The organism is Paenibacillus sp. FSL H8-0168 (genome assembly GCF_038592955.1).
Lineage (GTDB): Bacteria > Bacillota > Bacilli > Paenibacillales > Paenibacillaceae > Paenibacillus > Paenibacillus polymyxa_B.
The window spans coordinates 2780535-2803027 of the sequence record NZ_CP151948.1 but is presented as its reverse complement, the minus strand read 5'-3'; the positions used below and the strand labels follow the sequence as shown (position 1 = coordinate 2803027).

19 protein-coding genes are annotated in these 22493 nt (G+C 44.4%); 4 read left to right on the top strand and 15 right to left on the bottom strand.

What is annotated here, in order from left to right; all coding sequences use genetic code 11:
- Positions 1-349: 349 nt before the first annotated feature.
- The 8 genes from MHI21_RS12775 to MHI21_RS12740 all read right to left on the bottom strand — a co-directional run bounded on the left by MHI21_RS12775 (position 350) and on the right by MHI21_RS12740 (position 8433).
- Positions 350-1135, bottom strand: a complete 786-nt coding sequence (locus MHI21_RS12775) for an S-layer homology domain-containing protein (protein WP_341161413.1) — start codon at positions 1133-1135, stop codon at positions 350-352.
- Positions 1136-1531: 396 nt separating this feature from the next.
- Positions 1532-1927 (bottom strand): methyltransferase domain-containing protein, encoded by a 396-nt coding sequence (locus tag MHI21_RS12770; protein WP_238808385.1) that lies wholly within the window; start codon positions 1925-1927, stop codon positions 1532-1534.
- Positions 1924-2451: a GNAT family N-acetyltransferase gene (locus MHI21_RS12765; protein ID WP_342420145.1), complete on the bottom strand. Its 528-nt coding sequence runs from the start codon at positions 2449-2451 to the stop codon at positions 1924-1926. The genes MHI21_RS12770 and MHI21_RS12765 overlap by 4 nt, the downstream gene beginning before the upstream one ends.
- Before the next feature lie 525 nt (positions 2452-2976).
- Complete coding sequence (locus tag MHI21_RS12760; protein WP_028541298.1) at positions 2977-3279, bottom strand: putative quinol monooxygenase; 303 nt, start codon at positions 3277-3279, stop codon at positions 2977-2979.
- Between the two features lie 93 nt (positions 3280-3372).
- Entirely contained in the window at positions 3373-4167 is a 795-nt protein-coding gene (locus MHI21_RS12755) for an SDR family oxidoreductase (protein WP_341161415.1), read from the bottom strand.
- Positions 4168-4304: 137 nt separating this feature from the next.
- A complete protein-coding gene (locus tag MHI21_RS12750; RefSeq protein WP_341161416.1) occupies positions 4305-5333 on the bottom strand; it encodes a helix-turn-helix domain-containing protein in 1029 nt (342 codons plus the stop codon).
- 1009 nt (positions 5334-6342) lie between these two features.
- On the bottom strand, positions 6343-7407 hold the full coding sequence (locus MHI21_RS12745; RefSeq protein ID WP_069291929.1) for a Gfo/Idh/MocA family oxidoreductase: 1065 nt from the start codon (positions 7405-7407) through the stop codon (positions 6343-6345).
- Between the two features lie 117 nt (positions 7408-7524).
- Complete coding sequence (locus MHI21_RS12740) at positions 7525-8433, bottom strand: AraC family transcriptional regulator (protein WP_341161417.1); 909 nt, start codon at positions 8431-8433, stop codon at positions 7525-7527.
- Positions 8434-8923: 490 nt separating this feature from the next.
- Between MHI21_RS12740 and MHI21_RS12735 the strand changes: the two genes are divergently transcribed.
- From MHI21_RS12735 to MHI21_RS12720, 4 genes are all read left to right on the top strand, one after another.
- Positions 8924-10132, top strand: coding sequence for an MFS transporter (locus tag MHI21_RS12735; protein ID WP_342420144.1), 1209 nt, complete (start codon positions 8924-8926; stop codon positions 10130-10132).
- A 113-nt stretch (positions 10133-10245) separates the two neighbouring features.
- Complete coding sequence (locus MHI21_RS12730) at positions 10246-11487, top strand: aspartate aminotransferase family protein (RefSeq protein WP_165179840.1); 1242 nt, start codon at positions 10246-10248, stop codon at positions 11485-11487.
- A 33-nt stretch (positions 11488-11520) separates the two neighbouring features.
- Positions 11521-12570: a 2-amino-2-deoxy-D-mannitol dehydrogenase GutB1 gene (gene gutB1, locus MHI21_RS12725; protein WP_069291925.1), complete on the top strand. Its 1050-nt coding sequence runs from the start codon at positions 11521-11523 to the stop codon at positions 12568-12570.
- A 30-nt stretch (positions 12571-12600) separates the two neighbouring features.
- The gene (locus MHI21_RS12720; protein ID WP_342420143.1) at positions 12601-13353 is read left to right on the top strand and encodes an HAD family phosphatase; all 753 of its coding nucleotides are present in this window, start codon (positions 12601-12603) and stop codon (positions 13351-13353) included.
- Between the two features lie 363 nt (positions 13354-13716).
- Here MHI21_RS12720 and MHI21_RS12715 read toward each other — a convergent pair whose 3' ends face one another.
- From MHI21_RS12715 to MHI21_RS12685, 7 genes are all read right to left on the bottom strand, one after another.
- Positions 13717-15318, bottom strand: coding sequence for an alpha-amylase family glycosyl hydrolase (locus tag MHI21_RS12715; protein ID WP_165179842.1), 1602 nt, complete (start codon positions 15316-15318; stop codon positions 13717-13719).
- Positions 15319-15509: 191 nt separating this feature from the next.
- Positions 15510-15641, bottom strand: a complete 132-nt coding sequence (locus MHI21_RS12710) for a sigma factor-like helix-turn-helix DNA-binding protein (protein ID WP_342420142.1) — start codon at positions 15639-15641, stop codon at positions 15510-15512.
- 480 nt (positions 15642-16121) lie between these two features.
- A complete protein-coding gene (locus MHI21_RS12705; RefSeq protein WP_341161421.1) occupies positions 16122-16964 on the bottom strand; it encodes a carbohydrate ABC transporter permease in 843 nt (280 codons plus the stop codon).
- Positions 16965-16992: 28 nt separating this feature from the next.
- Positions 16993-17871, bottom strand: coding sequence for a sugar ABC transporter permease (locus MHI21_RS12700; protein ID WP_061830977.1), 879 nt, complete (start codon positions 17869-17871; stop codon positions 16993-16995).
- 78 nt (positions 17872-17949) lie between these two features.
- On the bottom strand, positions 17950-19251 hold the full coding sequence (locus tag MHI21_RS12695) for an extracellular solute-binding protein (protein WP_341161422.1): 1302 nt from the start codon (positions 19249-19251) through the stop codon (positions 17950-17952).
- 198 nt (positions 19252-19449) lie between these two features.
- A complete protein-coding gene (locus MHI21_RS12690; protein WP_341161423.1) occupies positions 19450-20556 on the bottom strand; it encodes a response regulator in 1107 nt (368 codons plus the stop codon).
- Positions 20549-22357, bottom strand: coding sequence for a histidine kinase (locus tag MHI21_RS12685; protein ID WP_342420141.1), 1809 nt, complete (start codon positions 22355-22357; stop codon positions 20549-20551). Before MHI21_RS12685 ends, MHI21_RS12690 begins: the two co-directional genes overlap by 8 nt.
- Positions 22358-22493: the final 136 nt, after the last annotated feature.

The window sequence follows — 22493 nt, the reverse complement described above, 5'->3', positions numbered from 1 at the left end:
TAAAACATAGATTAAGGCTATTAATTTATTATAAACATTAAAATGAATTAAAGTACAGTGATATATAATACATATATTTTATAAACAAAAACAATCCCCTCTTTTGTTTAAAAAAAGGAATTGTTTTCAGCTTTTTAATGAATTTACATGAAAATTTCATATTCTAAACTATTGACTGGCATCTATCGTTAAAACAAAAAAGCCGCCAATTTGGCGACTTTTATACATTGTTTCATTCGACAGTAATCGACGGTTAGGCGTCGTCATAGATACGTAACTAAATAAGTAGAAAAATGCAAAGCGATTTATCTCTTATGCAGTTTCCTTAATGGCTACAATGTGCAAGCGGCTAGTGTCGATCCTCCACTGACTTCGTTGTAGCTTCGTACAAACGCTGTAAAATGGTAACAGCTTCAGCCCGTGTGACTAGCGCTTTTGGGTGAAGGTATCCTTCATTAGCAGTAAGGACTCCCATCTTGGTTAGGGTGTAGAATGCTTCTGCCTTTTGATCCTGGGAATCTCCATCATAGTTGTACTCTTCTCCAGTCTTGTCGATGTACAGCACCGGATAGTAGGCCGAGAAATTGTCATTATAATTGGCCTGACGAACTTTCATATCCTTGTACTGCGCAGCTGCGGAAATCACTTCCTCAATCTCAGGATGAAGCGTCTGATTGGTATAATCCGTCCGAAGAGAGGCGATCATCATCACATCCCAGCGGGTCAATGATTTGTCAGGTTTGACATAGAATTGATAGTTTGGATATTTTCCGCCCACACTTTCAGCATACGGCCAGACGTAGTCCCCGTTGAATATTGCTGCAAAATCTTTATTCGCCCAGTGTTTACGCGCATCCACAAAGTCGGAAGGTTCGCCGGAAGAATGATCGATTTCTGGAAAAAGCTTATGAAACATATGTACAAATTCCGCTTTCGTTATGGTTTTGCTTGGCTTGAAGGTCCCATCTGCATAGCCCTTGACAACGCCCTTGTCAACCATGGAACGAATCGATTCGGCAGCCCATTCATATTTTGTTCCTTCCACATCAGGAAACGTGTTTGCCGCGAATGCAGATTGACCGAAAAACAGTGTCGTCGCAACCAACGGGGTGATAAGCCATTTCTTTTTCAACATCTCTTTCCACTTCCTTTAGGTAAAATTTATGTATAAAATAGTTCTATAGACTCAATTTTATATCGGCATTTCAAAAGAAAATGATGATATTAGAGAGAAAAAAGCACTGTTAAACAGTATTTTGGAATATCGACAATCTGTGTTTAAAAATGTTATGGATACAAGTTCTAAAGCCTCTCCATATTCGGGTAGACCCGTCGGGAATTGAGGAAGCTTGTGGAGGCCTTCATAGGCCGTTCTGGCTTTTTACTCTTTTGACCTAAGCCTGTAAGTTCGATCCTAGCATCGATTAACCGCTTCATGCGATGAGGAATCTGCATTAGTGTAATCTGCCCGTTAGTTAAAAAACAGCCGAGCGCTCGGCTGTTTTTGGTAGCGTTGAACTATCGTTTTTAGTTAGTTTAGCGAATTCCACCCCATAGGACTGGGAAGCTCATTCGCTCCAAAATATTGATACGCATCTACGCTTATAACTGCATCGAAGTATTGTTCCGCAAAAGGCAAGTGGCAGGCATCTGCATGGATGGGGATAATTTGGCTTTCCAAACCAAACTCTCTGAATCTTCTATAGTTTTCAGTTGCACTAATCCATAAATCGACAGCAAATATGGTTATGTCAAACTTTTGCGCCAGATAGATAGAAGTAAGTCCGGTCCCACAGCCCAAATTCAACACTCGCATTCCTTTCTGCAGAATCAAATTTTTCGATAGCTCCTCGAGCATGATAATCGAACTAGGCCCCATTAAATTTGCTCTTATGAAATCTACGTTATCTAGATCTCGACGGATCATTTCTGCTGACCCCCTCCTACTTTCTTCATTTGATATTTCCAATAAAGAAATTCTTCATCTTTGTGATCAATTTGAAATCCTAACTTCAATAACAAATTCTTAGAGCTGTTATTGTCAGGTACGCATCTTGCCGTTACGATTTCGACTTCTTCATGATTTAAGGACCACTCTATTAATTTTTGAGCGGCTTCATAGCAATAGCCTTTGCGGCGATGACTTTCATTCGTTGCAAAACCGATCTCAATCTTACCGTTCTGATCAGGATCTCCTAAAAAACCAATCCCTCCAACAATTTCTTGGGTATCCTTCTCCACAATGATCCAAGAATCAAAACCTCTAGTGCCATTATTTTTTATCAAAAGTTCTCGAAAATAAGGTAAAGCTTCAAAGAAATCAGGACCCGGCCATTCATCACTGGTTTTATAACCCAAAGCTTCAATAGCACCTATATCACGTTGGGCTGCTGCTTCGATTAAATTAAGATCAAGTGTTTTTAATAGGAGCCGATTCGTTTGAAGTTTCATGTATTGTCCACCTTTCTACTTACTTAGATTGAATCTTTCATTCAAGAAGTCTGGTTGTATTGGACCAAATTGGAGTAATTCCCTTCTATCCCCCTTTGCTAAAATTAGAAAAGGGCAGGAATGAACATACGTCATTCCTACCCTCATATCACCTGCTATTTTGCCACAAAAAAATCCGCGCTGAACCAGCACGGATTGGACTCATTATAACAGGTATCCCTAAGGATCTGGTAGTATCCGTTGTTCTTAACTAATTCCGAAGCTTTCAAATCCCCACCCGTAATACAAAAATTGGGCAGACGAATAGTAGGTGCATGAAAACCTCTTTTTATGGAATTGGATTAGTAAAGAACAGCTCCAGACAAAAAAATCTCTCCTTAGTGAATTACCCTTATTATACCAGGGCCAATTTTATCTGCCAACCTTTCACATGTTTCAAAAGTGTTTCATTAGGACTATCCTGCTGGTTAGCTTAAAAGCAACCGAGTGATCGGCTGCAGTGGTAGCAGCAACTGCATCATGACCCTACAGGCCTTTTCCCCCTAGAGCACGCAGTTTAATGGGCTCCGCTCCAATAATCAACGGTCGGCCGCGTTGTATCGACGCCAGTACCTCTTCGTTCTTAAGGCTGGCTGCATGGGCATCTGCATCTTTCCACAGTTCGGTCACATACACCGCATTCGGGTCGTCGTCTGACACATTGACTATATACAAATAGCAGTCATTATTCGACTTCAACAGATCGGCCGCTTCTAGCAAGATGTCTGCAAGAGCGTCCCTTTGCCCTGGACGTGCCGTCAACTTTCCATACATAGCAAAATGGTTCATGATCCTCATCCTACCCTCGAGTGATATTTGACTTCATCTTATTATAATGTTCCGCAATGTCAGCGCTAATTTCAGCAAGCTTCTCCACAAGCGCTAAAAAATAGTCGGTACCATTCCCCCATCCATACGGATTGGAGAACCTTTAAATGCAGATGCATAAGGACTACATACAAATGTAGCTAGTCTACCTATTTCAATAGGCTTGATAAATCGCTGTATTTCAGATTGAGGCAGGTTTGTAACCATAAAATCTTTCTCTTTTTCTGAAAAAGTCATATCTTCATGAGGATACATACTCTCAATGATTTGGTGCACATTCTCAGAGAGTGTTGGTCCCGGCATGATCGTATTGACTGTAACTTCTGTCCCTATTGTTAATTTAGATAAGCTTTTTGACAATGATAACAACATAGATTTTGTCATACAATACTGCGGCATTTGTCCTGAAGGCATAATTGCTTCTTCACTCGCAATAAAAATAATGCGGCCATAATCATTTTTCAACATTTTAGGTAAATAAAATTTTGATAATCCATTTGCAGCAAGAACGTTAGTACGGAAGTATTTTTCCCATACTTCATCGTCTACGTCCTCATATTGCATAATTTCATAAATACCCGTATTGTTAACCAAAATATCAATACTAGGGTATTTTTCAAATAAAGCTTCTCTTTGTCCAATATCCACAATATCGGCAGTCGCATTTTGAGGGGAGGTAGCTGGGAAATTTGACTTAATTTCATTTACAGTTCGTTCTACCTCTTCATAATTTCGTCCATTAATTAGTACATTAACACCTTCTTTGGCTAGTTCAATGGCAGTTGCTTTACCTATGCCTTTCGTTGATCCTGTAACTAAAGCTGTTTTATAGTTTAATCCCATATCCATAATACACTTCTCCTTTTTTAAAACAGTCTTGAGCTCTGGATAGTGATTATATTATCTTGTCTGGATTGTCCAGTAACTAGCATATTGCGCCAAAGTTCTTGTTTAACACGCCAAATGATAAAACTCATTAGGCAGTCCTAACGTGCTCCTGATATCGAGTTTGTACCTAAGTGTTCAGTCCGCCAATTTGAAGGTGTATCACCCTCCCATTGGCGGAAGGCGCGGTAAAACGAATTCTGGTCTTCATATCCAATCAAAAATGCCACCTCTTTAATATCGAGCGAGGGGTCTGCCAAGTACTCTCGTGCCTGCTCATGCCTAGCTTGTGTCAATAGAAACTTGAAGCTCGTATTTTCGTCAGTAAGCCGGCGCTGCAAGGTACGATCGCTCATACTGAGCTCCTTCGCCACAGCCTGAATGTCAGGACGCCCTCCTGTAAGGCTACGTTTCAGGATCCATTTGACCATCTCAGTAATTGAGCGGCTGCGCTGCTGCTCATCCAACGATCGGTCCAGAGCAGGAGTCAGGATTCCCAGCAACTCTTTGTTGTACGAGACAAAGGGACGGTCCAAATCTCTTCGATGTAGCGTCAGTCGGTTACATTTTGCACCAATTCGGATGCGACAGCCGAAGTATGCTTCAAGGGCTTGTACATCGCCCATGGAGTGCGAAAATTCAACAAGCTGCGCTGTCAAAGGTTGACCTGTCCCCCGGCGTCCAATCTCCAGAAGACAAGCCAGCGTAATACCCACCAGCATCGGCGGGCCAGATTGCTCGGGAGACAGCCATTCCAGATCAATTGTACAGTGCTCGCCCTTCTCAGTGATATGTAGGTTTTCCGGGGGACACAGTTGTTTGTACCGAACCATTCGGTTTAGAGCGTCGCGGTAGTCCCGAGCATGGTAAGTCGCTAAGACAGTCGGTGGGTACTTGGCTGTATCAAAGACGGTCGCAAGCTTGATGATTCCTTGTGCAGTGTCACCAATGAGATCAGAATATGCCTGCCAAATCGCGAAATATTGAGCGGTGGTGACTACTGTTTCAGTACTAATGGTGATCGGCAATCGTGCTTTGCGAGCTACGTCGTGGGCGCCAAACCCTAACTTACATAATCCTGCCCACAATCCTAGCGGGATTTTAATACGGTCAGAGGTGTGAGACTTCATATATATGGACCTCCTTTATCTACTTGCATATTCATTAGTTTTGGTTGCGATGGGGTTCCTCTTAAGTACACATAAGAATACTCTTAAGTATGTTAGGGTGTCTACATTAACGTAATAAGCTGCAGAAAATGCTACACTTCTTGTCATCTGTGCTACTTTCAATCTATGAAGAGGAATATGGCGAATTACTTAATCATGATAAAATTCAGTTAATGGCATGAACGACTCATCCTCAACACCAAAAAACACACCCATATGTTTATGAGTGTGTTTTTAAAACCTCAAATCACCGACACTCCTAGGAATGTCATTCCTTCATGCTTCTTTTAAAAAATTGGCTTCAAGAAAGACCCGTGTTCACCGATCTTACCGGAGGCAGGATTATCCGGGAGATCAAAGTACAATAAACCTTTTGCACCCCAGCGGCTAGAGTAGATGTACACAACATCCTGTATGATTTTATATCTTTATCGTGTGCAGCATTGATCGGCGTTACAACAATTACAGATGTTAATACAAGTATCCCCGTAATCATGAGTGAAAATTAGCGTTTCCAGGATCTTCGTTTATAACTCCTCATTCTCTACGTCCCTTCATCTATATTCTTCTGGTCGCACACTACATTAAACGATCTCTCCCTTCCTCTTTTCTCATACAAATGATTATTCTATCACTCTCATGGATTATTTTATGTTTTTATGGAAGAATTCAGAGTAGAATATGTTGATTTATAAGGAGGAAATAGCGGATTTTATGTAAAAACTTCTTTTCTCTTTACGTGTAAATTAAACCTATTCGAAATCTCAGCAACTTAAAAATGATCAAGCAATAGAATTCGATTGTGGAGCGATACCCGCTTGGTTTTATGGTGGGCAAAATTATTTTGCTCACCATTCAAAGGTTTACTGATTACTTAAATGCATCCCAAAATTTCATTAGATCAATACTGTTTGGTTCTCTCCAGGATCCTATATCTCTCTCTTATGATGGATCGAAAAATAGAGCGGATTTAAATAGTTCTTCGAATCACGCTTTTGGTTGCTGCCGCCTCAAAAATCGTCTCAATCAGCACCAGTACACGGTGTACTTCTTCATTTTTGATCGCAATCTCCGCTTTTCCTTCGATGGTAGAGACAAAATTCTCATAAAAGCTTTCTGCAGCAGCAGGTATTTTCTCAATCGGGAACCTAAGGGTAGATTCCTCAGACGGCGGCGCCATCGTTTTCGTCAATCCTTGACCTGCTTGAATCGGCTTGGGTTCCACGTGAGCGACATCTGGATTTCGGGTGACGATCTCTCCACTCAAATCCCAATCTCTAATCATTGCGGTTCCTTCAGTTCCTTTAATATACCAGCGCGGCAGCTTTACGTAATTGGTTGTACCCACTTCAATGACTGCGGTCAGACCGTCCTTGAACTCAATAAAGCTGGTAAAGCCGTCATCCACTTCAGTCCCCAAAATATAGCTAAGGGTAGCAGCTACGCTTTCTATTTTACTGTCCGTAATCTGAAGCAGCTGGTCCAACAGATGTACTCCCCAATCCAGTAGCATTCCTCCTCCATATGCCTTTAGTTGCCGCCAGTCACCTGGGATGCCATTAGCCCCCTGAACTCGCGATTCCAAGTGGAAAAGATCACCCACGGTCTTATTGCCAATTATATCTTTGATAATTCGGAAGTCTTCATCCCATCTACGGTTCTGATGTACTGTAAACACACGATTTTCTTTCTTCGCCACCTCAACAATGTCCAGTAAATCCGCGCTCGTTATCGTAACCGGCTTTTCACAAATGACATGTTTTCCGGCTTGCAGTGCCTGGATCGCGATTTCCTTATGAACATCATTAGGTGTTGCTATCAAAACAATATCCACGGCCTGATCGGCAAGGACGGCATCCAGGCTGGCATAGGTTTTATAGCCGGCAGCCGCAGCCAGTTCCATTCGGTAATCGACAATATCATATACACCGCCAACGGCAAGTTGCTGATTAGATTCGATCAATTGAACATGGTAGCTTCCCATGCCTCCATAACCGATAATGACTACATTGTATATACGATTGCCCATTTTCATCTTCCTCCACTCCTGGTTTAAGCCCACCGTGTATCAAGTGGTTGCTCATAGATCAATAAATTTTAATGTCCTCGTAACTCTCCCTTCACTTCGTCGGATAGCTCTATCATACAAATCTCATGAAAAGCTTTCCTCCTCATTTCTTGCTGTTTTATTCCCGAATATTGTCCTGCGGTATTTCAATGGTGATGTTCCTGTTGCTTCTTTAAAGAGATGATGAAACGTCTTTACACTACTGAACCCTGCTGCCTCTGCGACCTCAGTGATCGAATTGTTTTCATTCAGCAAAATCCATTTGGCCTTATTTAGTCTATAATCATTCAAAAATGCTACAAAGGTCATCCCCGTATTCTTCTTAAATAGCCTGGCGAAATAATAGGGACTGAACCCCATATAATTAGCGACATTCTTCAGCGAGATGGTTTCATGATAATGGCATTCCACATACTCAAAAATACGTTCCAGTTTATTAAGGGTGTCCTTTGATTGTGTTAAGGGTCTTTCAGAGATTTCAGGAAGCCTTGGCGTCATGCTTCTCGGCACTTCACGCATAATAAGAGTCAACATCTCAAACAACTTGGCTTTGATCATATAGGCATGACCTTCGTGGTGGTTGACGTTCTCATCATAAATGCTTTGAATCAGAGGAAGCATTTTAGCTACTGTTTCTTCTGGCCAGTTCCAGCTTGATTGCTCCATCTCCGTAAATATATATCTAAGAGGGCGTTTCTGATCACTTAATGTGGAAACCTCTTGAAAAAAGCTCAGATCAAATTGAATAACCACCCGTTCGCTGTCGGGAGAAGCCAAGAAATAATGAACATCACCCCCATTTATAAACTGAACTTCACCTTGTTTCATGCGTATCGAAATATCGTTAATTCCCAGATCCAAGGTTCCCTGGGTCACATAAATAATTTCAATTTCTTTATGCCAATGAGGATAGCAAAGCACGTCGCCTTTATTAATAAAACTCCGGAAAGGAAAATGTCGGTCAAGCTCCGGGATTTCTAAATAAAAATTCATTTTGGTAGACTCCTTTTGTTGTAAAGTTCAAAAAAGCCGTACACATGACTATTGATAATTATGCTGCACTGCTTTTCTTCTTGCCTTCTTCATTTTTCTCCTTCTCGACTTTCGAATAAATTCCCTCTCCCTTTTAACTTGTAAGCGGTTAACATTCTTTTTCCTACCCTATCAATCATAGTTGTATTAAGTAAAACAACTATTAGGTATCCTTACTAACCTAATTTTGCAAACACAAAGTTATGCCTCAATTATGAGCGGTTTGGCGCCCGAAAACAATTTGGGCTGATCTTATTTCTCCCTTCCGCATGCAGTTTCTTCAGATAAACAGGTTTCGCCTTAACTGGATTAAGCAAATACGTGTAAAATTATCGAACGATTATTTTTACAATTTTTATATAATTACGTATGTACATTTCCAAGAAAAAGGTATAATCTAGTAAAGCAACAGAATCCATATAAAAAATATAGACTTATGGAGGGACGGACCTTGAAGAGACTATTCGCTTTAAGTTGTGCTTTCTATCTGTTAATCGGCATTACTAGTGTGGTGCTTGGAGCATTACTGCCGGTCCTACTGCCTTACTATGGACTGGGGTACAGCGATGGCGGATTATTGTTGTTCCTTCAGTTTTTCGGATTTCTTGTCGGTGTTCTGTTCTCCCCCTTCATGGCTCTACACATCGGTCGCAAGTCTATGCTGTCCATTGCCCTGGTTAGTATCGTAGCAGGGTATGTCATCTTGGGGGTACTCCCCTCATGGACCTGGGTTATCGTGATGACCATCTGGGTTGGCTTCGGCTCAGGCATCATTGAGTCGTCCATCGGAGCGTTCACGATTGAGTTCACCGAAGAGCAGAAAGCCGTAGCCATGTCCAAGCTGGATGTCTATTTTGCACTTGGTGCACTGCTCATTCCCGCAGTGGTAAGCCTGTATATCTGGCTTGGAATGTGGTATTTGACCTTCTACACCATCTCCCTTCTGACGTTTATTCTGGGGCTATTCTGGATTACCATGCCTACTTCCTCCTCTTCCCACCTTGTCCAAGCAGATCTCCAAACCTCTGAGCGATCGGTCGAACAAGCCCGGTACTCTGTACAGCACCGTGTGTTACTGGGAATATTCATTGTATTCTTCTTTGTTTACATGGGGCTTGAACTGGGGCTCATGAACTTCCTGCCCTCTATTCTGATCGAGACCCTGCAGATTCGGGAATCCGTAGCTTCGTTGGGTGTTAGCATACTATGGATTGCGATGATCATCGGCCGCATGTTCTCAGGGAAGATTGCAGAGTCCGCAGGATATATTCCTTTCCTGCTTTGGAGCGGAATCGGAACTTTCTGCTTTCTGGTCGCAATGGCGTTTGTCTCCAGTCAGTGGGCTACATACCTTCTGATTTTTGGTGCAGGGTTATTCATGTCCGGTCTCTTCTGTATTGCCCTCGTCTATGCGAACGTGCTGATTCCGGGAATGACCGAGAGAACGACCAGCATTCTAATTGCGTCAGGCGGAATTGGCGGAGCAGTGCTTCAATATGTAACAGGCTGGAGCATGAGCGAATGGTCGGTGACGGCTACCCTTTGGATTTTGGCGGCTTTCAGCCTAATTTTGCTGCTGGCGGTCATTTTCTCGCATCTGTGGAATGGCAGGAGCAGACGGGTAGTTGACTCCCTTGTCCATCAGGGCAAGGAAGGATGAGATTCTTTATTCTTGGGGGAGGTGAGGCCCACCGCTTTATGTAGTAGCAGGGCAGTACATTTTTTAAGGATGTACTTAATGAGAATGTATATTCTGATATGGAGGGGAACATCGTGCATACCTTAACCAAAGAACGCTTCAGATACGGAAAAGGCATTACTCTGATTGACGATTCGGGTAAGGAATATTTAGATGGCGTATCTGGCACCTTCAATCTCTCACTCGGTTACAATCACCCTCATGTCGTCACCAAAGTACAGGAACAAGTCGCCAATCTTGCCCACATGTCCTCATCCTTTACCGAGCCTTACGTCGAGGAAGTCTTGGATCATCTGATCCAGTATACGCCGAACGGCATTGACGCGGGATGGATGAGAGATATTACCGGCTCTACGGCGAACGAATGCGCTGTGAAGCTAGCCCAGAAATATACGGGAGCGCTCGATATAATCAGCCTGTATCTATCCCATCATGGGCAGACCCAGTTCGCAACAGGCATATCCGGCAACGCCTTCCGGCGGAGGAAGTTTCCCAACTCGGCTGCAGCAAATTCCCTGCATGTACCTGCTCCCTACTGCTATCGCTGCCCGTTTAATTCTTCGCCTGACAAGTGTGGCTATCAATGCGTCGAAGCCATATCGGATGCTATTGAGTATGCAAGCTCAGGCTCTGTGGCCTGCATGATTATTGAACCCATCCTGGGCAACGGAGGCAATATCATCCCACCTGCAGGATATTTTAAGCGTCTCCGTCAGCTGTGCAACGAGTACGGACTGATCCTAATCGCTGATGAGGTGCAGACCGGGATTGGGCGGACAGGCTACATGTTCGCAAGTGAGCTATTTGATATCCAACCAGATATCATTACTCTCGCTAAGGGTCTCGGCGGCATTGGTGTACCAGTAGCAGCGGTATTGATGCAGTCTCGTCTTAATGTCCTCGAGAAGCACGAGCACTCCTTCACCTCAGGTAGCAATCTAATCTCGGTTACGGCAGCCAAAGCCACGCTAGAGGTTGTATCTGAACCCGGTTTTCTGGAAGCCGTTCGGTCCAAAGGAAGCCTGCTCGGAACCCTGCTGACGGAGATGGCCGACAAGCACGATTGCATCATTGGTGAGGCTCGCGGAGTCGGCTTGATGTGGGGACTGGAAATTGTCGATGAGGATAATGCCCCAGACGCAGTTAAGAGCAATGCGATTATCGACCGCGCTTTTGCCGAACAGCAGCTGATTCTCAGAGGCTCCCGTTACGGTTACGGCAATGTGGTCAAAGTGAGACCTTCCCTCACGGCTACGGAAGATGAAATTGTCGAAATTGCCAAGCGGCTTGACGCTGTTCTGACCACCCTTCACTAACCATCTGCCTAACAGGCAAAAGGAGGACTATTTATGCTTGCACTGGTATACAAATCGGCTTGGGATGTCGCACTTGAGGAAAGACCTATCCCGGAGATAAAAAAAGATAACGATGTACTCGTCCGAATTCGGGCGACAGGCGTATGCGGTACGGACCTAGGTATCATTAGTGGCAAATATCATGCCGTTCCGTCCACTATCTTGGGCCACGAATCAGCGGGGGATGTGATCGCTGTAGGATCAGCCGTCAGTTCACTGCAGCCTGGGGACAGGGTGGTGATTGATCCAACATACTACTGCGGCCAATGCGAAATGTGCCGGACAGGAAGACAGAATCATTGCACACACAAATCCGTAACCGAGACCGGAGTCAGCGCCGACGGTACGTTCACCGATTATTATGTGACTGAGGACCGTTTTTTGTACAAGCTGAAGGACCATATCAGCTACGAAGAAGCGACGCTGACCGAACCGCTGAGCTGTATGCTGACCGGAATCAACCAGATTCACCTGCTGCCGAACTTCACAACCGTTATTTTAGGCGCAGGTCCGATCGGGATTCTGTACAGTTATGCTCTTGCTTCGAAAGGCATAACTGGTTGCCTTGTTGACATCTCGGAGGAACGGCTCGCTATAGCGGATTCTATTGCTCCCGAACGGTGGTCCGCGCACGCCACACTGGAGTCGGCCATTCATGAGCTGGCTCCGTTAAAAAATCAGGTGGACATGATTGTGGATACCACAGGAGTGGTCGGCACTGAGGTACTAAGCCAGCTTGCGAGCGGCGGGTATTTGATGCTGGTGGGGCTGAGAGATGGGATAAGTTCGTTTAATCCGAAAGAGGTAGTTGACCGTAGCCTTAAAATCATCGGCTCGATTGATTCTCTGGGCACGTTTTCCACGGCGCATTACCTGATTGAGCAACAAATCATTCCCGCCAAAAAAATCATAACCCACTCGTATCCGCTTGATGACTACCATGAAGCCTTTAAGACGCTTGGATGCAATATCAGCGAGCGGACACTTCAGCCTTCGTCTCAGGCGATCAAGATTGTACTGCAATCTAATGGCTCCGGCAACTAAATTTAGCTACTAACAAGGGAGAGAATGGACATGACGAGCATCCATCATGTTACACCGACCAATAATGAATGCACAGGAGACCTATCAGCGTCCGTTCCGGTCAAAGCGGTCATTTTCGACATGGACGGTGTGTTAGTAGACAGCGAACCGATTTACTTTGAGGTCGAACGCAGCTCCTTTGCCCATTTCGGTGCGCCCATGACGGAAGAAGAGCATCACACCTATGTCGGAGTGACACTCGAATCCATGTGGCGTCAAGTGCTGGACAGGCATCAGCTCACCAATACGGTGGAAGAGGCCCTGTCCTATCACCGAAAAAATGTGATGCAGACGATGATTGCGCACGAGGGCCTTGTGGCGATTGACGGACTGGAGCGGTGGCTGGACTGGCTGAAAGAGAAAGGGATTCCGGTCGCGGTGGCCTCTTCCTCTCCACGGGCGCTGATTGATCTCATTATGGAAAAGACAGGACTTGGCCGTTACTTCGACATTCGAATCACCGGTGAAGAGGTATTGCAGGGTAAGCCGGCACCGGACATCTTCTTATACGCCGCCGAGCAGCTAGGCATTGCACCGGCCCATTGCATCGTTATTGAGGATTCACAGAACGGGGTCCAGGCAGCCAAAAGTGCAGGAATGTACTGCATCGGCTTTCACAACCCCGGCTCCGGCCGGCAGGATCTGTCCAGAGCCGATCGCTGGATTCTCAGCTATGACGACCTGTGGGCGATCAAAGAGAATCTACCGTTCGATGAGCAGTTGCTTGCTAAGAGCAAGAGCTGAAAGGTACCGGAAGGTATACTCCCTTTATAATCATATGGAATCGTCCGATCTTTACTATGATTGAGGGTATTAAATAATGCCCCTTGGAATATACACGGGAGAATGTCATTTATCCTTCCCTGTGTGTACTCTAAGGGGCGTGCTTTGCATCGAAGTGGTCTAGTTGAAACTAGTAATTTCCCGGTTCAACACACAACTGTTGTAAAAACTGTTTTTTTGACATATAACTGATCTCCTGAGAGTTTTAAATCCTCTATTCGTATGCAGCAAAACTTATATAGAAAAATGGGGTGCTGTTAACACCCCAAACTGGATTCATAGATATATATCCTGCTTCATCTGAACGGTAATTTTGCCCTATATTCAGCTCTTTCTGTCTTCTTCGGTAATTAGAGAACTGTAAGCCGGAATTGTAACTGTTCCTTTCTTCACCTTTACATCCTTTGAGGTGGAGAAGACCACTTTCCATTTACCCTTATCGAAATCTTTTATCTGCAAGGTAACCGGCTCTCCAGACAGGTTATGATATACATACATTGTTTCTTTGCCTGAAGTACGTTTAAATGCGGTCACGCTGGCAGAACCTGCTTGTATAGGTTGCAGACTGTCGCTGCGTAAAGCTTCATGTTCTTCCCTCAGACGGATGAGTGTGCGATAGCTTTCCAGTAAGGAATCATCGTCCCTCAGCTGCGCTTCCACCGATACCTCGCCTGTGTTGTATTTGGGTTTCTCCCACGTCGTTTGACCAGGGCCATCTCCCTTGTACCAGCGCATAGGCTCACGAAGATACTCATCAGGCTTCTCTCCCTTCATGCCGATTTCTTCCCCGTAATACAGGAATGGCTGCCCCGGAAGCGTCAAAAGAATGGAAGCGGCCAGCTTGGCTTTTCGTACATCCCCGCCCAGTTCGCTCATGACACGGGTCTGGTCATGGTTGCTCAGGAACGGAGCATCGAGTGCCGCCTTATTATACGAATTGTACAGTTGCAGCGTTTTCTCGGCGAATGTCGCGATACCCTGATCCCGGCCGTTTTTCACGGAGTTCAAAATCGTTCCACCCAGGTCAAAATTAAACAGGGAGTGAAGCGGTCCGTAATAAGGAGCAATGGTCTCCGGTTTGTCCCATACCTCTCCTGCCAGATATACATTTGGATTTACCTTCTCCATCTCGGAACGGAATTCATTCCACCAGGCGATGTTCTTATCCGCACCATCCTTCGTCTGTCCTCTAAAAATATGCATCGCCGCGTCAAGCCGGAACCCGTCTGCACCCTGCTGCAGCCAATACTTGCCGACTTTGATCATTTCTTTGCGGACTTCGGGATTGTCAAAGTTCAGATCCGGCATGCCCGACCAGAATGTACCGTAGAAATATCCTTCGCCGTTCGGATTCTTATGCCATACCTGCTGACCCCACGAGCCCTTTTCATCCAGATCTGTGTTCTCATCCGCCCATACGTAATAGTTGTGGTATTTGCTTTGTGGGTTGGCACTGGCCTCCTTAAACCATGGGTGCTCGCTGCTCGAATGATTGATAACAAGGTCCATGATCACCTTGACGCCCTTTCGGTCCGCTTCTTTCATCAAGGTGCGAAAATCATTTAGACTCCCATACTGCGGGTCCACCTGATAGTAATCAGTTACATCATATTTATGGTAGCTTGGAGATGGATTTAGGGGCATAAGCCAGAGGCCGCTGACCTGCAAATCCTTACCCGAATGGGGTTTGCCATCGTTTAAGTAATCAAGTTTTTGTGTGATTCCTTTCAAATCACCGTGTCCGTCTCCATTCGAATCATAAAAAGAATTGATATAAATTTCATAAAATACGCCGCTTCCAGTAGAAACCGGAGGCTTATGTCTGTTCAATTCCTGCTCTGCCATTGCACCTGAAGCGAACATCGTGAGCATAGGCACCGTTAACATGGCGGTGGACAATCTTCTTAAGCGTTTGTTACGTGTCAAAACAAATCAGCTCCTTTGATTGTTATGGGTGCGCTTTCATTATAAATAGAAACAATCCAAAAAAAGGGGATATTTATTATCTATTATGGTGGAAAATATCGATCTTATTGTTATATCTCTGTATCAAGCAAAAAAAGAGCAGACTCTATGTCTACTCCGCTTTTCATCCAAATCAGTTCAGGAAATATATCTTAATTTAATGCGTTTTGAGCTCTGTGTAGCGAAGACCTCACAGAGCTTTCACTTTTGTCTAAAATTCTAGCCGTTTCTTTTATGGAGTATTCTTGAACTAGACGCAATTCAAGTAGTTCTTTGCTCGTCATTACTTGCCATCAAGAGAATTCGACTGAATAAAGCATTCATGCAATAAATCTTCAGCATCCTGTTTGTTATGCAATATTTCTCAAAAGATAGCCCAAGAGTTCTGATTTACAAAATAAATATAGATCCTCCAGATCTTTAATATCCATATTAATGCTTATCGCTTCTATTTCGATTGAAGTTGGTAAGTTATTGTTACTGTTATAATGGTCCTTTTACGAGTTTTAATGTTTCATTGAAACATTGCTTTGGATCTTTCAAATTCTGCTCACTTCTTTCCTTGCCTAACTATTACCATCATAATCAGCTTCGTCATAGCGAGCAGTAGTTTAAACTTACTAAAACATTTCTTTGCTGTAAGGTTTCTGATTACCTACAGACCATCGTCGGATTGAACTAACGTATGTACATAACAAAACTGCCCGGGGTTGAGAATCTTTTTCTGATTCTCAACCCCGGGCAGTCTATCCTTTCTATCCTTTCTATCCTTTTACAGCCGAACCTACCGTCATCGCCCGCTCCACTTGTTCACTCAAGAACAGATAGACGAGTACCATCGGTAAGGAGGCCATAGTCATAACAGCTCCCATGGCTCCCCAATCCGTGCTGTAGGAACCCTGGAAGAAAAGCAATCCGAGTGGTAATGTCTTCATATTTTCATCAGAAATTAGAATATAGGCCAAAGTGAACTCATTCCAGTTGTTCAAGAATTGAAAAATGGCCACCGTCGCAATTGCGGGCAATGCAAGTGGCAAAATGATTTTCAGGAACAGTCTATAAATATTAGCTCCATCCATGCATGCCGCCTCTTCAATCTCCTTAGGAATTCCTATAAGAAATCCGTAAAAAATCATGGACGAGAAAGGAAGGCCAATTGCGATATAAGGAAGAATAAGAGCTCCATACGTATTGGTAAGATGAAAATCGCGAACCAGAATCGCCAGCGGTATCATGATAACCTGCAGTGGCATAAACATTCCTATGATCATATAAGTCCGAACGGCAGAACGAAACCTCCATCTCATACGAGCCACTGCGAAGGCAAACATCAGAGCCAGTAAAAGGATGAACAGAGTCGAAATCGTTGATACGACCAGACTGTTCAGAAAGTAACGGGGAATATTAAACTGCGTCCAGGCATTAATGTAATTCTCGTAACGAAAATGCGTCGGCAGTCCAAATGGATTAGAGACAAAGATCTCATCGTTGTTCTTGAACGAGTAGGAAACCATCCAGAACAACGGGTAGACCGAAACAATAAAATACAACCACAGCGGTATCTGCAGAACAGCTTGTCTGAACTTGCTCAAAGCGGTTTTACTCATTTCGTTCTCCTTTTCGATACACGCCTTATCAGGCGGTTTGTCCGCGGTCGAACAGCTTATTGATGACTACAGTTGCCAATAGTGAGATTAGTACAAGCAGCACGGATACAGCACATGCATACCCATAGTTGCTTTCCATGAAAGCATAGCGGTAAATCATGAATGTCATTGTATAGTTTGTAGTGCCGGGGCCACCATTTGTCATAATCAGCATCTGCACAAAGGCCCCAATTCCAGAGGTAATCGCAATAATAAAGCAGAATTTGTAAGTTTCCCTCATCAGAGGAAGTGTGACATGCCAGTGCGCTCTCCATTTGCTGCAGCCGTCAATCGTGGCGGCTTCAAAGTAGTCCTCGGGTACTGACTTAACTCCTGCATATAGCAGCGCGAATTGATACCCCATAAACTGCCAGGCATTAACGAAGGCGATGGCAATAATCGATGCTGTCGGGGAGCTTAGCCAATTTTGCTGATAAGGGATGTTCAAGAGATCAAACAGCCGGTTGATCAATCCGTTAGTTGGGTCATAGATTGCGATCCACAGCTGGCACACCACGGTTACCGATAAGACAACTGGGATAAAATAAGACGTTTTCAGTATTTTTCGCCCGCGTGTGCGCGGGTCCGCACAGATTAGCGCTAATAGTGTTCCCAGTCCGATCTGAAAGACCGCCAGCACAATGGCAAAGATTAATCCGTTCTTAAGCGAAGTAGCAAGTAGAGGATCGGAGAACAGTTCCCGATAATTACTCAGTCCCGAAAAGGTCAGCGTACTCAGGCCGTCCCAATCATAAAAGCTGCGAAGAACAGTTTGCAGAACGGGATATATCAGTATCACGCTATACAGTATCAAAGCAGGGAGGAGAAACAGTGCGAGCGCCGATTTGTTCCCCAAATATTTATTCATGTCTTGCTTCCACCCCTTATATTTGGAACAGCATCCCCCAACGACTTATCCGCCAAGGGTTGCCGAATCCCTGAATTCTCAGTTTTCTTTTTCCAATGTACTATTCAAATTGTTCACAAAATCCTGTTCAGAGAAATTGTCTACCATTAAATTTTGAGTATTGTCATTAATGGTGTTCTGAATTTTTGTATTGCTCAGAAGTTGAGCATATTCCTGCGCGTTTGGCAGCAACTCTTTGACGACTCGCTGCATCATTGCTGGGACATTAGAGGCCATTGGCTTATCCACTTTCTGCGAAACAATTGGACTTCCAAGTTGGGTGTATCTGTACTCGGCTGACTTTGTGGCAAGGAAGGCCGCTACCTTTACAGCTGTTTCCTTGTTTTTGCTACTCGGTGATACTGCGTAACCTTGTGGTGAACCCGAGCCGTCTATGAAATATTTGGAATTCTCGTAGGTTGCTTCATCCTTTGCAGGCCAGTACATCCAGTCAACCTGGTCGCCCAGCTTTTCTTGTGAACTGTAAATTTCCCATTGTCCGTTCACGAACATAGCAGCCTTCCCTTGATAAAATAAGGACGATGCCTGATCATAATTGGTATTCGTGGCGTTGGCATCGAACAATCCGGCTCTCTGCAATTGCTTCATCTGCTGAGCCGCTGTTACAAATGCTTTCGGCAATGCTATTACACCTTTCTGATCAAGTGCTCCGAATCCATGTGGCTGCTCCCTTGTAACCAGTCCATTATAAAAAGCGGTCGTTATCCATTTTTCCTTGGCAAATATTGACATAGGTACATAACCTGCGGCTTTCAACTTTTTCGCTGCATCGGCCATCTGGTCAATCGTCTTAAGCGGTGTTTTGATTCCGACCTTCTCAAAAATTGACTTGTTATAATAGATCATTTGGAATTCTATACCGGTTTCGGGATAAGCATATACATGATTGTCTGGAGCTACCAAACGCGATTCAACACCCGGGTTAAGATTCTTCTTGAATTCGGCCGTTGTGTCATAGTTGTCCAGCACCTCAACATTTTTCGATTTTGCGAAAGTTTGCAGAACAGACCAATCCGCTAAATAGATGTCTGGCATGTTTCCCGTTGCCGCATAGGTTTTCAGCTTCTGGCCTCCATCCTGCACGGCAGGATCCAGTTCAATCTCTACGTTTGGTATCTTCTTTTTGAGTTCTTCCACCGCATAATCGAACGGCTTTATGGTATCGTCATCAAAATGCTGCGCATACACCTTCAATTTGATCGTACCGGCCTCTGCCTCGCTCTTGGAAGAGGTCGAGTTATCTTCGCCACAAGCGACCAATCCAATAGACATGGTGAGCACTAGCAAAGCTGCACTCCAACTTCTGTAAGTTTTTTTCATGTGTTTAATCCCCCTCATGCAGTGTGTTTTATGATTACGCTTTCATTTGCATGACTACAGTATACTGCCGCTTCTTTTTTTGATTAAGGAATAAAACGGGCTTAATCAGTAAAAAACGGGACAAATAGAGTAGCGGTTCTCCATATATAGGAAAACCGCCAGGCTTAAATCGATTTGTCCTGCCTCTTAGGAAAGGCGCTACCTTTTTTTAAGTTGCTCATATTCAGTCGGTGTCATGCCAAAGCGTTTCTTGAAGCATTTGCCGAAATAATTGGGGTCACTGTATCCAACACTTTCAGCGATTTCTGACAGCTTCCGATTTCCATACAGCAAAAGCTCCTTGGCCTTCTTCATCCGGATGTGTGTAATATGATCCACTATGGAGAAGCCAGACTCCTTGCGAAAAACGCGGCGGAGATAGCTGGGATCGACGAAAACTCCGCACGAAACCTGCTCAGCAGACAACTCTGTGTCTGCATAATGTTCCTCGATATAATTGATCGCCGCCGCAAACAAATTGGATGCCTTCGTAGGACGCATATTCTCCATCAGCTGGATCAGCTTGCGGTATAGGGCGAGCATCCAATCTTCAGCAGCCTCCCAGGAATCCAACTCCCGCAGCCGGTCGTAAGGAGATTTATTCCCTCCTTCATCCCATAGCCGATCATAAGGAATGCCGCGTTCACTTGCAAAGGAAAGTGCTAGAGATACGATTCCCATAAGCATCGCATCTGCGTATTCATCCCCCCACTTGTATATACTAAGCTGCCGGATTGCCTTACGGACCTCCTCTAACGTTTCACTGTCTTTCATTCGGAGGTCTAGCACGACCGCATCACGCAGATGGCCCAAATCAGGCATACCTGCTCTGCCGTGCAACGCTTCGCTACCATGCTTACCCCACTCGGTACTTTCGCTCTCTTGTGGAAACACCGGTAGTTTCGGCTTAATACGTTCCAACATCGAGAGCATTTCTTCTGCATTGAACGGCTTCAACAAATAATCCTGTACTCCGGTTCGAACCGCCTTCTGTAGGTATTCAAATTCGTTATGTCCGGATATGAATACAATAACGATGCGTTCGAACTTGACTTTCAACCTCTCGGCTAATTCAATTCCGTCAATAAAGGGCATATTGATATCTACGAGGGCGAGATGCGGCTGATGCCGCTCTGCTTCCTGAAGTGCTTCCTGGCCGTTCCTTGCTTCGCAGCAAACCCGAAAGCCATGACTTTCCCAATCTATCTTAATACGCAGAAAGTCTCGGAACAGCGGTTCATCATCGACAATCATCACTTTATACATCTTGGTGTTCACTCCCCTTTGGCAGCATCGGCAGCAACAGGTCAACAGTTGTTCCCTCCGTGAGCACACTTTGCACGGATATCCCATACTCCTCGCCAAAATACAGGCTCAGTCGTTGCTGAACACTGTAGGTACCGATTGATCGTATTCCTTCTTTCGGTAAATGTCTGGACATGATAGTCTGAACTTGGAATTCATCCATCCCCACACCGTTGTCCTGCACCCGAACGATCACCTTATCGCCCTGTTTAAAGGCAAAAATACGGATAAAACCTTTTGTTTCTTTCTTCTTAAGACCATGGTAAATCGAATTCTCGACAAGTGGCTGAAGCGAGAGCTTCGGGATCGGTGTACCTGCAAGCTCGGGAGGGATATCCACTTCATAGCGAAACACATCGGGATAACGGATTTGCAGAATCGTCAGGTAATCATCAGTAATCTGAGCTTCCTTTTCTAAAGTGATTAATTCCCGTCCCTTGTTCAGCACCATTCGATAAAAATCTGCCAGCGCTTTTGTGGTATCTCTAGCCTCCTCATTCCGATCTAACTCATTGAGTGCATAAATGGTATCCAAAGTGTTGTACAGAAAATGCGGTTTAATTTGGGCACTTATCAGTGCAAGTTCATATTCACGCTTACGGTTCTGTTCCTGCCTTACCTCATCCAGCAGCTCCCGAACTCGTCTTATCATAAAATTAAACGCTTCAGCAATGGTACCGATCTCATCCTCTGTGCGGACTGTTGTAACCGATTGCAAGTCACCGGTTACAACAGTCCGCATGGCCCTAGTTAGTTGTTCGAGAGGGCTAACGACCATTTTAGATAGAAAGCTAGCGCCCAGCCAGGAAAAAATAAGGCATAACACGCCGATTAAGAGCGACAGCCTAACATTTTTCCGGACATCAGCCGTAAGCAGGCTAAGTGAAACAATATTGACCAACTTCCAATCCATCCGGTTGTAATCCGTGACCGTTACCAGATTGCCCTCATACTCGAATGAGCACGTTCCATGGGATGCATTAGGTGCACAACGTTGGATGGCCTCACCCAGCTGTGGATTCACCGGATTCATCAACATCTCATTGTCTTCTGCCACAGCCACGCGCATTTCGTTATCTAAAAAATAATAAGATTTGGGTGCATCTGGATCGCTGGAACGAAAGTAATCGGACAAACCTTCTTCCTTCACTAACAGAAAAAGCGTTCCATAGGGTTCGCCGGTGTCTATATTAATGACCGTCTTCCCCAGCGTCAAAACGGGAGAGCTCGGATCTGGTGTTAGGAAATCCCTCTTCTCCATATCAAACCAGAGGGCTTGTCCATAACTTTCGGATTCCCTTATCCGCTTAAGCATGCTATAGATCTTACGATCATCCCCGCTTTCGGTATAAGAGGCGAAAATCGTCCCTTCATTATCAATGAATACAGCGGCATCCACCTCACGAAAGATTGACAAATCAATGGATAGGCGGCTCTGCATCAAGTTTTCAAACTGAATAGGCTCCATGGCAGTATCAGGTTTGACACCGTATGAATCATACATCCGGTTAATATTCGTGACCATAATATTGGCCGCCGTTTCCACACTCCTGAATATGTAATCGGTCCTAGACAAGATAAGCTGAGACTCATCGACAACATTACTGGTGGTTTGCTCTATCAAAGAACGGCTGAAAAGTTGGTTGGACAACAGTCCAAGAACAAGCAGAGAAATAATAATTAGCGGAAGAAATACCGTTATAACCTTGCTTTTAAAGCGAAGTCGACCAAACCACTTACGAGCTAGTGACAGAATATTCAACTAGGACCCCTCCCTCATCAAGAGAATATTCATCATGTTAACACAAACAATCTCTACAGTAGTAGATCAAAAATAAAGTTAAAAAAATTCAACCGTTCTTCTTGAAAGTGCTTTAGAGATGTGTTAGGATAAAGTC